This is a genomic window from Gillisella vitis, assembly GCF_001541345.2.
GTDB classification, from domain to species: Bacteria; Pseudomonadota; Alphaproteobacteria; order Rhizobiales; family Rhizobiaceae; genus Allorhizobium; species Allorhizobium vitis.
In genome coordinates this window covers 387,679-402,905 of sequence record NZ_LMVL02000002.1, presented here as the reverse complement: position 1 = coordinate 402,905, position 15,227 = coordinate 387,679, and the positions used below count along the sequence as shown (strand labels likewise).

The 15,227-nt window shown below is 56.8% G+C and carries 14 protein-coding genes and 1 tRNA gene; 5 read left to right on the top strand and 10 right to left on the bottom strand.

Annotated elements, in window-relative coordinates; translation table 11 throughout:
* Positions 1-3: 3 nt before the first annotated feature.
* The 3 genes from yidC to rpmH are packed head-to-tail and all read right to left on the bottom strand — an operon-like array spanning position 4 to position 2,419.
* Positions 4-1,863 carry a membrane protein insertase YidC gene (yidC, locus tag ASB66_RS06760; protein ID WP_060719617.1) on the bottom strand — a complete coding sequence of 620 codons (1,860 nt, stop codon included), beginning with the start codon at positions 1,861-1,863 and terminating at the stop codon, positions 4-6.
* Complete coding sequence (gene rnpA, locus ASB66_RS06755) at positions 1,863-2,252, bottom strand: ribonuclease P protein component (RefSeq protein WP_060719618.1); 390 nt, start codon at positions 2,250-2,252, stop codon at positions 1,863-1,865. The genes yidC and rnpA overlap by 1 nt, the downstream gene beginning before the upstream one ends.
* A 32-nt stretch (positions 2,253-2,284) precedes the next feature.
* Positions 2,285-2,419, bottom strand: a complete 135-nt coding sequence (rpmH, locus tag ASB66_RS06750) for a 50S ribosomal protein L34 (protein WP_080516945.1) — start codon at positions 2,417-2,419, stop codon at positions 2,285-2,287.
* A 441-nt stretch (positions 2,420-2,860) separates the two neighbouring features.
* Between rpmH and ASB66_RS06745 the strand changes: the two genes are divergently transcribed.
* From ASB66_RS06745 to ASB66_RS06735, 3 genes are all read left to right on the top strand, one after another.
* A complete protein-coding gene (locus ASB66_RS06745; RefSeq protein ID WP_411910092.1) occupies positions 2,861-4,333 on the top strand; it encodes an ATP-binding protein in 1,473 nt (490 codons plus the stop codon).
* A 157-nt stretch (positions 4,334-4,490) separates the two neighbouring features.
* Positions 4,491-4,567, top strand: a tRNA-Arg gene (locus ASB66_RS06740).
* A 315-nt stretch (positions 4,568-4,882) separates the two neighbouring features.
* Positions 4,883-6,802: a HAMP domain-containing methyl-accepting chemotaxis protein gene (locus tag ASB66_RS06735; protein WP_081089159.1), complete on the top strand. Its 1,920-nt coding sequence runs from the start codon at positions 4,883-4,885 to the stop codon at positions 6,800-6,802.
* Between the two features lie 158 nt (positions 6,803-6,960).
* Here the strand turns inward: ASB66_RS06735 and ASB66_RS06730 are convergent, their stop codons facing one another.
* The 3 genes from ASB66_RS06730 to ASB66_RS06720 form a co-directional block, all read right to left on the bottom strand.
* Positions 6,961-7,764: an EF-hand domain-containing protein gene (locus ASB66_RS06730; protein ID WP_060719620.1), complete on the bottom strand. Its 804-nt coding sequence runs from the start codon at positions 7,762-7,764 to the stop codon at positions 6,961-6,963.
* 231 nt (positions 7,765-7,995) lie between these two features.
* Positions 7,996-8,748 (bottom strand): pyrimidine 5'-nucleotidase, encoded by a 753-nt coding sequence (locus ASB66_RS06725; RefSeq protein ID WP_060719621.1) that lies wholly within the window; start codon positions 8,746-8,748, stop codon positions 7,996-7,998.
* An 82-nt stretch (positions 8,749-8,830) separates the two neighbouring features.
* Positions 8,831-9,775, bottom strand: coding sequence for a nucleoside hydrolase (locus tag ASB66_RS06720; protein ID WP_060719622.1), 945 nt, complete (start codon positions 9,773-9,775; stop codon positions 8,831-8,833).
* A gap of 212 nt (positions 9,776-9,987) precedes the next feature.
* On the opposite strand from ASB66_RS06720, the gene ASB66_RS06715 reads away from it, so the two are divergent.
* Positions 9,988-10,416: an Hsp20 family protein gene (locus ASB66_RS06715; RefSeq protein WP_060719623.1), complete on the top strand. Its 429-nt coding sequence runs from the start codon at positions 9,988-9,990 to the stop codon at positions 10,414-10,416.
* Positions 10,417-10,559: 143 nt separating this feature from the next.
* Complete coding sequence (locus ASB66_RS06710; protein WP_012654842.1) at positions 10,560-10,817, top strand: BQ00720 family protein; 258 nt, start codon at positions 10,560-10,562, stop codon at positions 10,815-10,817.
* Between the two features lie 127 nt (positions 10,818-10,944).
* On the opposite strand, the gene trmB is transcribed toward ASB66_RS06710, so the two are convergent.
* The 4 genes from trmB to lnt form a co-directional block, all read right to left on the bottom strand.
* Positions 10,945-11,643, bottom strand: a complete 699-nt coding sequence (trmB, locus tag ASB66_RS06705) for a tRNA (guanine(46)-N(7))-methyltransferase TrmB (protein ID WP_060719624.1) — start codon at positions 11,641-11,643, stop codon at positions 10,945-10,947.
* Positions 11,644-11,648: 5 nt separating this feature from the next.
* Positions 11,649-12,887 (bottom strand): methionine adenosyltransferase, encoded by a 1,239-nt coding sequence (metK, locus tag ASB66_RS06700; RefSeq protein WP_060719625.1) that lies wholly within the window; start codon positions 12,885-12,887, stop codon positions 11,649-11,651.
* 174 nt (positions 12,888-13,061) lie between these two features.
* On the bottom strand, positions 13,062-13,484 hold the full coding sequence (locus ASB66_RS06695) for a helix-turn-helix domain-containing protein (RefSeq protein ID WP_012654839.1): 423 nt from the start codon (positions 13,482-13,484) through the stop codon (positions 13,062-13,064).
* 146 nt (positions 13,485-13,630) lie between these two features.
* On the bottom strand, positions 13,631-15,217 hold the full coding sequence (gene lnt / locus ASB66_RS06690) for an apolipoprotein N-acyltransferase (RefSeq protein ID WP_060719757.1): 1,587 nt from the start codon (positions 15,215-15,217) through the stop codon (positions 13,631-13,633).
* Positions 15,218-15,227 lie beyond the last annotated feature (10 nt).

Below are 15,227 nucleotides of genomic sequence, written 5' to 3'. Positions count from 1 at the left end.
TGATTATTTCGTCTTAGCGGATTTTCGCTGGAAAAGCCCCTTGAGATTATCAAACAGTTCGATCTTCACACCGTGACGTTTCATGATGATCGATTGCTGCAAGACCGACAGGGTATTGTTCCATGCCCAGTAAATCACCAGACCAGCCGGGAAAGACCCGAGCATGAAGGTGAAGACCAGCGGCATCCAGTTGAACAGCATGGCCTGGGTCGGGTCCGGCGGCGTCGGGTTCATACGCATCTGCACGAACATGGTGATGCCCATGATGATCGGCCAGATGCCGAGATGGAGCATGGCGGGCGACTCGAACGGCAGCAGGCCGAACAGGTTGACAAAGCTGGTTGGATCTGGAGCCGACAAGTCATGAATCCAGCCAAAGAACGGCGCGTGGCGCATTTCAATAGTGATATAAATCACTTTGTAGAGCGCGAAAAACACCGGGATCTGTAACAGCAGCGGCCAGCAACCAGCGACCGGATTGATCTTCTCGGTCTTGTAGAGCTCCATCATCGCCTGTTGCAGGGCCATACGGTCATCGCCGTGCTTGGCCTTCAACTCTTCCATCTTCGGCTGCATGCGCTTCATATTGGCCATGGACGCATATTGCTTGCTGGCCAGCGGGAAGAACAACAGCTTGACGACAATCGTTGTCAGCAGGATAGCCACGCCGAAATTGCCAACCTGACGGAAGAAGAAGTCCATCAGTTTGAACATCGGCTTGGTGAGGAAATAGAACCAACCCCAATCGATCAAAAGATCGAAGCGTGGAATGTCATATTGCTGCACCGTGTCTTTGGCACCGGCAAACAGATTGGTAAACGCCTGTCCGAACCAGGACTTGTCGAGCGCATAGCCATCAACGACCGGCACTTCCTTGGCGCCGGCAAACAGCAGCGTCTTCAGCGTGGTCGATTGGCCCGGTGCAATCGTCACCGGATCGTTCTTGTAATCCGCCTGGAAGCGAGCCTGGCCATCGGTAAAATGGGAGAACCGGGAATCATAGGCCAATGACTGGGGCGGCACGAGGGTCGCGGCCCAATATTTATCGGTAATCCCGAGCCAGCCACCGGTTGCCTTGGCATTGGTCTCGTTTTCTTTTTCAATAGCCGCATATTTTGCTTCGACCGAGGCAAACTTACCATCGCCCGAACCCATCACGCCGATGAAGCCCTCATGCAGCACATAGGTAGAGGCAACGGCGGGCTTGTTGTAGCGGGTAACACGGCCATAGGGGGCGAGGCTGATGTCAGCGCCCCCGGCATTGGCAACCGTGTCTTCGATCGTGAACATGTAATGTTTGTCGACCGAAATCTTCCGGCTGAACGTCAGACCAGCGTCATTGGTATAGGTCAGCGTCACCGGGGTGGTTTCGGTCAGCGTCTGGCCATCCTTGACCGTCCAGACCGTCGATGGCCCTGGAACGCTGCCGGATTTCTCGCCGCCGATAAAGCCGATTTCGGCGAAATAGCCGTCCTTGGTATCAGCCGGATTGAGCAGGGTAATGATCGGGCTCGTCTTGTCGACGGTCTCGTGATAGCCCTTCAGGCGAAGATCGTCGAGCCGTGCACCCGTGAGATTGATGGAGCCGGACAGCGCTTCGGTATTGATTTCAACCCGAGCAGACTTGGCGACAGCGTCTTCGCGGCTGGTCGTGGCGCTGGCCTGGGTCTGACCCGGCAGGGCACCATTGACGGCCGCGCCCGGCGTTGCCTGAGCGGCCGGTGTCTTTGCCTGTTGGGCCTGCTGGGCCTGTTCAGCCTGTCTTTGCGCCTCGATCCGCGGGTTCATGTAGAAGAACTGCCAGCCCAGGACGACCATCACCGACAGTGCAATCGCGATGAGATAATTGCGGTTGTTTTCCATCATACTTTCCTGGAACGGGCCGTATCTTGACGCCGAACATTGGATTTTTCTTGAATACGGCGCTGCAACACGTTCTGAAGCTCGCCAAAAGGAGCCGCAAGCACGTCGCGTCGCGCAACGATCACATAGTCATGTCCGGGCTGCATTGCAAAGCCCGCGCCAGTCCGCACAGCTTCTTTTAACCGGCGTCGCATACGATTGCGCTCGACAGCATTGCCATGCTTTTTCGTGACGGTGAAACCGACGCGCGGTGGCGTATCGGGTTCGGCCCGATCCAGCACTTCGAGGAGGATGTAGCGCCCCTTGCGCTTTTCGCCGGCGCGAACAGCAAGAAACTGCGGGCGGCTTTTCAGCCGCCCGACAGTTTTGGATGTCTTAAGTGACGTCATAAGCCCGGCGCTTTCATCGGGCCAACCCGGCCTTAAGCCGAAAGACGTGCGCGGCCGCGAGCGCGACGAGCACACAGAACCTTACGGCCACCCTTGGTTGCCATGCGAGCGCGAAAGCCGTGACGACGTGCGCGAACGAGCTTGGACGGTTGATAGGTACGCTTCATTTTTTTAAATACCGCGGTGTGCGGCCCTTCTTGGGTTTGCAACGAATTGCAAGAGCGTTAGGATTAAGGCAAGCATTACGGGCCCGCAGAACGGGAAACCTATGCAAGCCGCGCGGCTTATACGGAGGATAGAGGCGAGAGTCAATCTTGCCAGGGCTTTCCCGGGCTCAGAACTCTGGCAAAATCCACCGGAACCAGGCGTTTTTTTCGCTTGTCGCCATTCAAGCATACCCCTGTCAGACCCATCAATCATCCCACGCATAAAAAAGCTACACCGAGCCTGATTCACCATATTTGATGTATCGCGCTGGAGCCAAAATCTTTGCTGCACCGCATTTTACCGGATGCACGAGGCATGGTATGCTGTGGTCGACATGATGCGGCACAGCTGGCAAATGGTACAGAAAACCAAAGTACCACCCGGCAAAATGAGGCTAGTCGATGGGCAGGCGAAAGGCACAGGACGCAAAGCAGGCGCAGGCAGCGTCGATGCCCAGCCGGTTGCGCGGCCTTTCCGGCAAGCTGCTGGTATTGACCGTCGTTTTCGTCCTTGCGGCGCAGGTGCTGATTTTCGCGCCGTCGATTGCCACGATGCGCCTCAATTGGCTGAAAAACCATATCAACAAGGCAGCCGCCGCCGCAGTGGTGATCGATGGACTACAGTCTCCTGAACTACCCAAGGACGTCCAGGCCGACACCCTGCTTGCTACCGGGACCAAGGCGATTGCGCTCACCAAGGATGGCACGACGCGGCTGCTGGCCATGGCGGACATGCCACAGGAAGTGGATGGTCAATATGACATTTCCGATGTGGGGACATTGACGGCCATCAAGGACGCAGTCGACACCCTGTTATTCGGCGGCAATAGGCTGATCAGCGTTTCCGGCCCGATCGGCGATACGTCGATGCGGGTGGAAGTGGTGATGTCCGATGCGCCTCTTCACCGCGGATTATTGGCCTATGCAACGCGCATTGCCGTCGTGTCGTTGATCATTTCGGTGATCACCGGCCTCCTGCTGTTCGTGACGCTGAACCGGATGCTCATCAATCCGATTCGTCGGCTGAGCCGCAATATACAGGGATTTGCCAGCGACCCGGAAAATCCTGATAGGGTCATGGAAGTGGTCAACGGTCGCGACGAATTGGCCTTTGTCGCCCGCCATCTGGCCACGATGCAGGAGGATCTGCAAAAGACCCTGAGGCAGCAGAAAAGCCTGGCCGATCTCGGCCTTGCCGTTTCCAAGATCAATCATGACATGCGCAATATCCTTGCCTCTGCCCAGTTGATGTCCGACCGGTTGGTGGATGTCGACGATCCGATGGTGAAGAGCTTTGCGCCTAAACTGGTGCGCACGATCGACCGTGCCGTGGGCTATACGAGTGAAGTGCTGGCCTATGGACAGGCTTCGGAAGCCGAGCCACGCCGGCGCAGGTTTGTGCTCTCCACGCTCAGCCAGGAAGTTCAGGATATTCTTGCTCTGGACAAGGGCATCGACTTTGTCGATCAGATTTCACCTGACATAGAAATCGACGCCGACAGCGAACAATTGTTCCGTGTCATTCATAATCTCTGCCGCAATGCCGCCCAGGCGCTTTCATCCGCCATGACGGAAATGACTACCGCAACACCCCGCATCTTGCTATCGGCTCACCGCATCGGCAGCGTCGTTGCAATCACCGTTGACGACAACGGCCCCGGCCTGCCGCGCAAAGCGCGCGAAAACCTGTTCACACCGTTTCGCGGCTCGGCAAGATCTGGCGGCACAGGCCTCGGCCTCGCCATCGCCCGCGAAATCGTGCTGGCGCATGGGGGAACGATCGCGCTTATGGAAAAACCATCCTCTGGCACACAGTTCCGGATCGAAATTCCAGACAGGCCGGTGGCGCTCGACACCTTCCGGCTTCGGGCATAATGAAGCCGGCTTCAAGAATGACGGCGAAAAGACAAATTTCTTCAGACCGTTAGAGACAAACTGGAAATCAAACCGGATTTTTTTACCGATTCTGCTTGCAATCAAACACGTCTCGCTTTAGAGGATCGGCACGCCAACGGAAACGACGGCGTCAGACGCACCCGTAGCTCAGCTGGATAGAGCACCAGACTACGAATCTGGGGGTCAGGAGTTCGAATCTCTTCGGGTGCGCCATTTCTCCTTTAAAATGATTAGTCGCCTGAATGACAGTGCGTTTATGAACGCTGAACGCGCATGTCTAGATGGTCACTCATCTGGACAACAGGTAACCGGGCTTTCCGAAGCTGTTACTCAGTCTGGCGATGGATCGCTGAGGCTTTAAAATCAGCCCATCGCATTTTTGCTTTCAGTGACAATATGTCTCTCGTTGCGGCACAATCATAAGGCGTAAATTACGCCTTATATTATCGATACTTTCATTTTTAATTTATCAATTTGGGTCAATCCTCAGGCAACCAAATATTGGATGCCAGCCTGGGGGGCATAGTGATGAGTTTGAGGATTTCAACGCGATTAATGGTCATGGCAGGGGCGGCACTTATGCTTGTCATCCTCCTTGGCCTGTTCAGCTACAAGCAGACGTCCGTGGTCTTTTCAGCAGCCTCCGATACCCGGCAGGTGTGGATGCCACGGATGGCGAAACTGGATGGCATTCAGTTTACCATGTTGCGCTATCACACGACGACGATCCGCAAGACCATTGCCGTCGATCCAGCCGAGATCAAAGGGCTGGATGACGAGTTCGTGGAAATGGATGCATCCATTCCGAAATCCTATGCGGACTTCCGCGCAACCCTGCGCAACGATGCTGAGAAGAAATTGTGGGGCGATTTCGAAGCCAAGTGGACCCGCTATCTCGAATTTCAAAAGAAGATCATCAGCGCCGTCGCCGCCAAGGATCAGGTTGCAGCAACCGCCGCAATCGCCCCAGCCCGTCAGCCGCTGGTCGACAGCTTCATTGCGCTTGGTGAAATCATCAAGCTCAACGATAGCGGTGCGGCAGCGTCGAGCACAGCTGCCGAGGCAGCCTATACGCAGTCCTCCTATGTCACCATTGGTGTCATTCTGTTCGGCGTGCTGTTGATGAGCATCCTGACCGGCTGGATTATCCTGGGGGTATCACGCCCTGTGACCCGAATGGCAAAGGTGATGCTGCATATCGCCGATGGCAAGCTGGATGTCACCGTACCCGACGCCGACCGCAAGGACGAAATCGGGGAAATGGCTGGCGCCGTCGAAGTCATGCGCCAGTCGGCCCTGGCGAAAGTTCAGCTGGAAGCACAAACCGAACAGAACCGGCTCAATGCGGAGCAGGAACGCAAGGATGTCCAGCGCCGCGCCGAGGAAGATGCCGAACGCCGCCTGAACGAAGCAACGGGCGCACTGGCCGCCGGCCTGAAGCGGCTGGCCTCCTGCGACCTTCTCTGCGAAATTGATCAGCAGTTTGCCGCCCAGTTCGAACCGCTTCGCCACGACTTCAATGCCTCGGTCAACCAGTTGCGTTCCGCGCTCGTGGCCGTTGGGCAAGTCGGCAAGGGTGTAACCAATGGCAGCGGTGAAATTTCGCAAGCCTCCGACACACTGGCCAAGCGCACTGAACAGCAGGCCGCCTCGCTAGAGGAGACTGCCGCCGCGCTGGAGCAGATCACTTCCAACGTACAAGCAACATCCAAGCGGACTGGTGAAGCGCGAAATCTGGTGCGCAATGCCCGCCAGCATGCCGAACATTCGGCGACCGTGGTCAACAATGCCGTCTCCGCCATGGAGAGGATCGAGGATGCCTCGCGCAAGATCACCCAGATCATCAGCGTGATCGACGAGATCGCCTTCCAGACCAACCTTCTGGCCTTGAATGCGGGGGTCGAGGCCGCCCGCGCTGGTGAAGCAGGCAAGGGCTTTGCGGTCGTTGCCCAGGAAGTGCGCGAACTGGCGCAACGTTCCGCCAATGCCGCCAAGGAAATCAAGTCGCTGATCGGCAATTCGGAAGCGGCTGTCAGCGAAGGCGTTAAGCTGGTCAACGATACCGGCGAAGGCCTGACGACCATTTCCAAGGTGGTCGAGGACATGAACCAGCATATGGATGCCATTGCGACGGCAGCCCAGGAACAGGCCAGCGGTCTGGCGGAGGTCAATACCGCCGTCAACCATATGGACCAGGCCACTCAGCAGAATGCCGCCATGGTGGAAGAAATGAATGCCGCCGGGGCTGGCCTCAATCAGGAAAGCCGTCGCCTTTCGGATCTGCTCGCACAATTTAGAACCGGAAACGATGTCGCCCAGCCAGTACGCTCAGCACAGGTCTCGCCTGCGCCTGCTCCAAGAGCACAGGCGCCGCGCAGAGCCCAGCAGTCTGTTCCGGTCAGCCATGGCAATGCCGCCGTCAGCCGTGACAATTGGGAGGAATTCTGATTTTCGCCGGTGATGTCGGGCTCTCTTCTGCCTGATCGGTAGAGCAAAAAGCGCCGTGCGTCCCTGACGCACGGCGCTTCTCATTTAAGATCTCTTGCATATCCGCACTTGGCTATCGAAACACAAGCAATCAGGCTCGGGTAATCATTGCCAAACAATCAAGGCAGGAGCGATGGGCCCTTCGGGAAGTCATCGGCCGAAATGAACCCATCCTTATTGGTATCCAGACGGGTGAACAGCTTATCCAGAGCCGCATCGGCTTCGGCCTTGCTGATCTGGCCATTTTCATCGGTATCGACCTTCTCCAGCAGGCGCATCGCACCCATTGGACCGCCCATTGGCCCCATCGCCATCATCGGGCGATGGCCATGCGGACCCTTGGGTCCACCCATTCGCTCGCCCTCCGGACCGCGTTCCTTCGCCCAGCGTTCAGGCCCTGGACGGTTCGGACCGCAATCGGCCATACCGTCATTGGGCGCTCCCATCGCGTCGTCTTCAGCACCGGGGCCACCTGGCGGCGGCGGGGTCGCCTTATCCGTGGCCTCGTCAGGCTTTGGCCCGTTCGGATCGGCTGGCGCAGCACCCTCAGGCGCCGGAGGTTTCGGCATCTCGGCACGCATGGCCTCCATGCGTGCTTCATGGAACTTGCGCAATTCACCCGGCGTCAGAACGCCGTCCTTGTCAGTATCGATGGCCGTGAACAGCTTGTCTTCAGCGTCCTTGGCCTCTTCCTTGGAAATCTTGCCATCCTTGTTGGTGTCGAATTGCTGGAGGGCAAAGATGAACATCGCTGCCGGTCCATGCATCATCATCGGACGGGGACCGCAGGCGTCGCGCATCTCTTCAGGCCGTGGTGGAGGTGGCGGTGGAGCCTTAACGTCTTTTGCAAATACGGCACCGGATGACGCGCTGACCAGCAGGGTAGCCGCCAGGGCCGCAATGGTCGTTTTCTTCGCACTCATGGAGTTTCCTTTCCTCGGTGCCACATCGTTTCAAGACCGGAAATCGGTTCTGTGAGCAAACGATGCAGCCGTATAACCGTTGCAGAACACCGTCGGCCTGAGACAGGCTGTGATCTGCAATATCGAGAGGATAGGCACTCGCCCCTGCGGCGGCCACTTAAGGTTCTGTAATGCTGGTTACTTTTTCGTAATGTTGTATTCAATAACTATCTAGCGCATCGGACCGATGCTCTAAGGCCTGTCTGGCTCACTCTGAACCTGAAACTCTCCACCTGCCAAAAGAGAGGCAAGGAAGCCAGCCAGATCGTCGGTCGCGTAATCGACATGCGCATGGCCTTCGTCACTATCCATCCGTTCCCAGCTTTCCAGCACCACGGCTTCCAGATTGCGCGGCACGAGCAGCACGGTTTTCATGCCCAGCGCCTTCGGCACGACAAGATTGCGCGGCAGATCCTCGAACATCGCTGCCTGCCCGGCATCGATCTGCTTCAGCCGGGTGAATGTGTCATAGGTCTGGCTGGCCGGTTTCGGCAGATAGGCCGCAGCAACGATATCGAAAATGTCGTCGAAATGATCGAGAATGCCGAGCGCCCTCGCTGCCGCCTCCGCATGCTCCACCGTGCCATTGGTGAAAATAAACTTCCGTCCCGGCAGAGCCTTGATCGCTTCTCCCAGCGCCGTATCCGGCAACAGGGCGGAATAATCGATGGCATGGGCCTTTTCCAGGAAATCGTTCGGGTCGACGCCGTGATGGGCCATCAGGCCTGCCAATGTCGTACCATGCTCATGATAGTAGCGCTTTTGCAGGACGCGCGCGTCATCGGGCTCCATCTGCAACAGATCCGCGACATAGGCGGTCATGTTGCGATCGATCTGGGCAAACAGATTGATGTGATGCGGATAAAGCGTGTTGTCGAGGTCGAAGACCCAATCACGGATATGGGTAAAATCGGCGGGCTCTGGTGACGTTTTCGGTGTGCTCATCCCTCAGATGTGCCACAGGCCCGGCCAAAAGAAAATGGCCGGATCAGGACACCAGGAAGGATAAGGAGGATTTGCACCAGGTTTAAAGGCGTGCCAACCGTTCCGTCAGCAAGGCAAAGAACCCGTCAGCATCGACATCGCGCATCACCTTGGCATTGGGCGTGCGACCGGTCACGCGCCACCAATCCACCACCGTCATGCCAACCGTCAGGTCTGATGCGGTTTCGATTTCCACATTGCAATCACGCCCGGAAAACAGCTCTGGCTGGAGAAGATAGGCGATCACGCTTGGATCATGCAACGGTCCACCATCCGAGCCGTATTTCTCGATATCGAAACGCTCGAAAAACTCCAGCCAGGCAACCATGACCTCGGCCACCCGTGTACCGATGGCGCCAATGCGGGCAACGCGGGCCTTGGTGGTCAAAAGCTGGTGGGTGACGTCCAGCGGCATCATCACGATCGGTATTCCCGAATCAAACACTATCTTGGATGCCTGCGGATCGACATAGACATTGAACTCCGCCGCAGGGGTAATATTGCCGCCCTCGAAAAAGCCACCGCCCATCATCACCAGTTCGCGAATGCGCGGTGCAATATCCGGGGCCTTTTGCAGGGCCAGGGCAATATTGGTCTGCGGTCCGAGCGTGCAGAGCGTAATGGTGCCTGCTGGTTCGCGGCGAATGGTGTCGATGATAAAGTCGACCGCATGCTGGTCTTGAACCGGCATAACTGGCTCATCGAGCTCTGCCCCGTCCAGCCCGGTCTTGCCATGCACATGTTCCGCTGTCACCTGGGGCCGTTCTAGGGGCTTTAACGCGCCTTCATAGACCGGCAGATCTGATCGGCCCGACAGTTCGCACACGATACGGGCATTGCGGCTGGTCATCGACAGGGGAACATTTCCTGCAACCACCGTCAGGCCGAGGACGTCCAACTGATCGGGACTGGCAAGCGCCAGCATGATGGCTGCGGCATCGTCCTGACCAGGATCGGTATCGATGATGATTTTTCTGGGCTTTTCCATGCGGGCCTATCCTTGGATTGATAGGGTTTGATGGACGGGCAGCCGGGCTATTGTCAAGATCTATCGTACCGGTCAAACGCTTGTTTACCGCCCTCGGGACTCCCATATCTTAACCAAAGTACAGACATGCCGACCACCGGAAACACAATCCCGCAACGACTGGCAGGCAAGGACCGACTTGTCGGCCAGCGGAGGGGCAAGACGAGGACAGAATGCGACGGACAAAATCCATCACCACACCCCTGCTGCTGGGTTTCGACATTACCGATGCCGTGTTGAGCCAGTTGGCCCGGACCAGCGACGGCTATCCGCCCTATAATATCGAGCTTGTTCGCCGCACGAGCGACCAGGAAGGCGACCGGTTACGGATTACCCTTGCCGTGGCGGGCTTTTCCGAGAGCGATCTGGAGGTTCTGGTCGAGGGAAACCAACTGATCATTCGAGGTTCTCAGAACGAACGGCCGGATGCCGATTATTTGTTTCGCGGCATAGCTGCACGGAACTTTCAACGCAGTTTCCTGTTAACGGACGGAATGGACGTTTCGCGCGCACGGATGCGAAACGGCCTACTGGTGGTCGAACTAATTCGTCCTGATACGCAGCAAATGGTAAGGAAAATTAATATTTCCGCCTCAGACTAGGATCATGGCGCTTTTGCACAAGTCCCTTGAACCCGGTCGGTTTCAGGAACAGATCATGCAAAAGATATAAGGTGTTACAGCAGATTTCGCGCGTCCTGGTGAAGGCTGTTGTGCCGCCCCTCCCTCAATGACGGAGATCCGGAATGTTGATTAAAGAAGCCACCTCCAAGCTCTCGAAAAATGAGCTGGCACATCTTGGCTCCGGCGAAGTGGGCTATATCCGCAAGATCCGTTACGACGAAGTGTCCCGCTGTTTTCCAGATGCTCCGGAAATTGATCCGCGCACGGATCTCTGGGCACTGTTTGCCGCTGACGGCACACCCATCCTGCTCACCGATAACCGCTCCTCCACCTTCTTCAAGGCGGCAGAAGACGAGTTGAAAACCGTCAGCCTGCACTGAGCCTCGATCGATGATGATTAACTGAAAACACCCTGCGCCATGCATGGCGCAGGGTGTTTTGATTCGCGTTTTGGATGAAAAATGAGGCCGCCTTCGCGGAAGCCTCGAGTCTCTTCAAGGCCTTGGATTATGTCCTGCGGAAGGTCAAATAGGCAGATGAGCGCCCCTCGCGGCGGGCTTTGGCCTCATAGCGCGTGCCTGGCCAGCCCTCGTAGGGCGTCAACCAATCGGCGGAGCTTTCGGCCAGCCAATCGAACCCGCCATGATTGCGGCAATGCAGCAGCGTCCAGTTCACATAGGTATCGATATCGGAGGCGAAGCAGAAACGCGCGCCCGGTTTCAGCACCCGGTGAAACCGCTCCAGATTGACCTGCGATACGAAACGGCGCTTCCAATGCTTGCGCTTTGGCCAGGGGTCAGCGTAGAGGAGATCGATCTGATCAATGGATGACGCTGGCAGCCAGTCCAGCAATTGCGTCGCGTCATCGTCATAGACCCGGATATTGGGCAGACCCTCATCCTCGATCACGGCCAGCAACTTGGCCATGGAATTGACGAAGGGCTCGACGCCGATGAAACCGGTCGTGGCATCGTGTCTGGCACGATGGGCCAGATGTTCGCCCCCACCGAAGCCGATTTCCAGGCGGATACGCTCAATCGATAGGGGAAACAGTGTCTTCAAATCGCCCGGCGCAGCCGTCCCCAAGTCCAACTTGCGTTCAGGCAGGAGATGGGTCATCCGCTCGACCTGCTGGTCGCGGAGCGGCTTTCCCTTGCGGCGACCGAAAAAGGCTTCGGTCGCCCGGCTACGGCGGTCTGTGGTCATCGTATTCAGCCTTTCAAGGCCTCCTTGAGCGGCTTGACCAGATCAAGCTTCTCCCATGCGAAGGAGCCGTCGCGGCCAGCCTTGCGGCCAAAATGGCCATAAGCGGACGTCTTGGCATAGATTGGCTTGTTGAGATCGAGATGGCGGCGAATGCCGGTCGGGGACAGATCCATCACGCTGCGGATTGCCGCCTCGATCTGGTCCTCGGTATATTTACCGGTGCCATGCAGATCAACATAGATGGACAAAGGCTGGGCAATGCCGATCGCATAAGCGATCTGAATGGTGCAGCGCTCTGCTAAGCCAGCGGCAACCACGTTCTTGGCTAGATAGCGCGCCGCATAGGCGGCGGAACGGTCAACCTTGGTGGTGTCCTTACCGGAGAAAGCGCCACCGCCATGGGGGGCTGCGCCACCATAGGTATCGACGATGATCTTGCGACCGGTCAGGCCTGCATCACCATCAGGACCGCCGATCACGAACTTGCCAGTTGGATTGATATACCACTTGCAGTCATCGGCAACCTTCAGATCGCCAAATGCTTCGAGAATATAGGGTTCAACGACCGAACGGACCTTGGCCGAATCCCAGCTTTCGTCGAGATGCTGCGTGGAAAGCACGATGGAAGCGACATCCGAAGGCTTGCCATCGACATAACGGACAGTGACCTGGCTCTTGGCGTCAGGGCCAAGCTTGCCCACATCGCCCTCGCCCTTTTTACGGGCTGCCGAGAGAAGCTGGAGGATCTTGTGGGAGTAATAGATCGGTGCCGGCATCAGGTCCGGCGTTTCGCCGCAGGCATAGCCGAACATAATGCCCTGGTCACCTGCGCCTTCGCCGCCTTCATGGTCGGCGGCCTTGTCGACGCCTTGGGCGATATGAGCCGACTGGGAATGCAGGAGAACGTCGATCTTGGCGGTCTTCCAATGGAAGCCATCCTGTTCATAGCCAATGTCGCGGATAGCCTTACGCGCCGCAGCCTTGAACTTGGCAGGGTTGATCACCTCATTGCCATTCTTGTCGGTCTTCATCAGGCTCGGTGGCAGGCGAACCTCACCGGCGATAACGACCCGATTGGTGGTCGCCAGCGTCTCGCAGGCAATGCGCACTGTCCAGGGATCGACCCCGGTCCGTGCCGCTTCACGATAGACGAGATCGACGATTTCGTCTGAAATTCGGTCGCAGACCTTGTCCGGATGACCTTCCGAAACGGACTCACTCGTAAACAGATAGTTTGAGCGCATGCGGGATTCCCCTCAATGAACCAGATGCCCCTTTGATAAAGGCACGACGCCTTAAAAACAAGGACACAACGACATAAATATATCTTTATGTCAGCAAGCCTTTCCCAAAAGTGACCAGGACATAAAAAAAGCGGCCTAATCGCCGCTTTTTTTTCGAGCCCTGAAGGGTCCCGGTTATTCCGCGTCTGCGTCGGCGGCAAGCGCCTTGACCAGATCGACGACTTTACGGCGCACTTTCGGATCGTTGATCTTCACGAAAGCGCGGTTGAGCTGCAATCCCTCGGAAGACGAGAGGAAGTCGACGACGTAGTTGGAGCTGGCCGCCTCGGAAAAGCCATTGGCACCTGCAACAACCTGCTCACCTGGCGCATCCTCGAAAAAGAACGAGACGGGTACGTTCAGAATGCTTGAAATATTCTGCAGGCGGCTGGCGCCGACACGATTTGTGCCTTTTTCGTACTTCTGAATTTGTTGAAACGTAATGCCGAGGCTTTCGCCCAACTTCTCCTGGCTCATTCCGAGCATGGTACGGCGAAGACGAATCCGGCTACCGACATGAATGTCGATGGGGTTAGGCTTCTTTTTGTTTTCGAGCATGTGACGATCCTAAAGACAGTTGAAATTGATCTTAACCCGTAGCGCTTGCAACTTCATATAACGTTACGTTGCACACGCCAGCGCTTCAAGCGCTGGATTACAAGCACTACCAAGCTACAGCACTATGCATTTTTAGGGGTTTTTCGTCAATTCACTCTCGATATTAAACCTAAACGAGAAATTACAGCCACAGATAATAACAAAGCAGTTACCGCCCAAAAGTTGTATTTATTATGATTTACATTGGTTTCAGACGCAGCAGATAGCGCAAAAGTTGCATTTTCCACGCCTTCAGCGTTTAATAGCAAACCCGAAAACACGCGGCCCCGTCCGTCAATTAAGGCAGAAATGCCATTATTGGCGGCACGAATAATTGGCAGTCCAGTCTCGACGGCGCGTAATCTGGCCTGTTGAAAATGCTGAAACGGACCTGGCGTATCTCCAAACCAGGCATCGTTGGTGACATTGATAATGGCATTAGCCCCGGATAATCCCTTAACCATTTCGTCAGGAAAAATGACCTCGTAACAGATCAACGGATAGAGCTTCAGTCCCCCCGGAAGGGTCATCAGGGAGCGAGATGCCCCTGGAGAAAAGCCTCCCGGGAGGTCGATAATGTTGGTAATACCGAGCCTCGACAGGATGTCCTGCCATGGGACATATTCCCCAAATGGCACAAGATGAACCTTATCGGCAGCAGCAAGGATCTGCCCATGACTGTCGATTGCATAGATTGAATTATAATAGCGGGGGGCAATGCCGGCGCCCTGATCTTCCGAGCGCACTGTGCCGGTGATCAGCACTTGGCCGTCTTGCAACGTCCCGGCAATCTGTCGCAAGGCATCGGGATTTTCGGTGAGGATGAAGGGAATGGTGGTTTCCGGCCACACAATCACATCCGGGCGCGGCTGATCGGGTGGCGTTGGCACAGCCGTCAGGCGAAGATGTTTCTCGAAAATTGCAACACGGTCGGTATCGTCCATCTTCGCTGCCTGGTCTATATTCGGCTGGACCAGGCGCACTGTCACCTTGCGCCCTTCCGGCTCCGGCAGAGACAGCCGGTAGGCGCCATAGCCGAGATGGCCGCAGATCAATAATCCCGCCAGCGCGAGACCGGGTTTTGCCCCACGGCGCGTGCCTAAAAGAGCTGGGGCGGCGAAAACGAAGACGGCAAGGGCCGAGACCCCGAAAAGGCCCAGCACCGCAGCCGATTGCATCATCAGGGGAACGGGCATAGCGCCATAGCCGATGGCATTCCAGGGAAAGCCCGTGGCAACAAAGCTGCGCAGCCATTCGGTAATGCCGAACATCGCCGCCAGCGCGGCAATCCGGCCAAGGCCTTCGGACCAGAGCAGACGGGCAGCAAGGCAGGCCAAGCCATAAAACACCGCCAACACCGCCGGCAGACCGAGCACTGCAAGCGGCAGAGCCCAGGCAAATTCGTCGGCCTCCACCATCAATGCATTGCCCAACCACCAGAGTCCGGCAACGAAATAACCGAAGCCGAACAGCCAGCCGATCCAGAAGGCGGACCGCAGTCCCCGCGACCAGCTCCGGTCAGGATTGCCGCTTACACCATCGAGCAGCCAGACAAGGATGGAGAAGGAGAGAAACAGAGCCGCAAAAAAACCTACCGGGGGCAACGCCAGCGCCCCGACCGCACCTGAGGCAATGGCAAGAAGGGCACGCCGCCATCCCGCCAGAAGCATGATCCTTGCCGCCAACCGTTCCATCTTCGCCCCC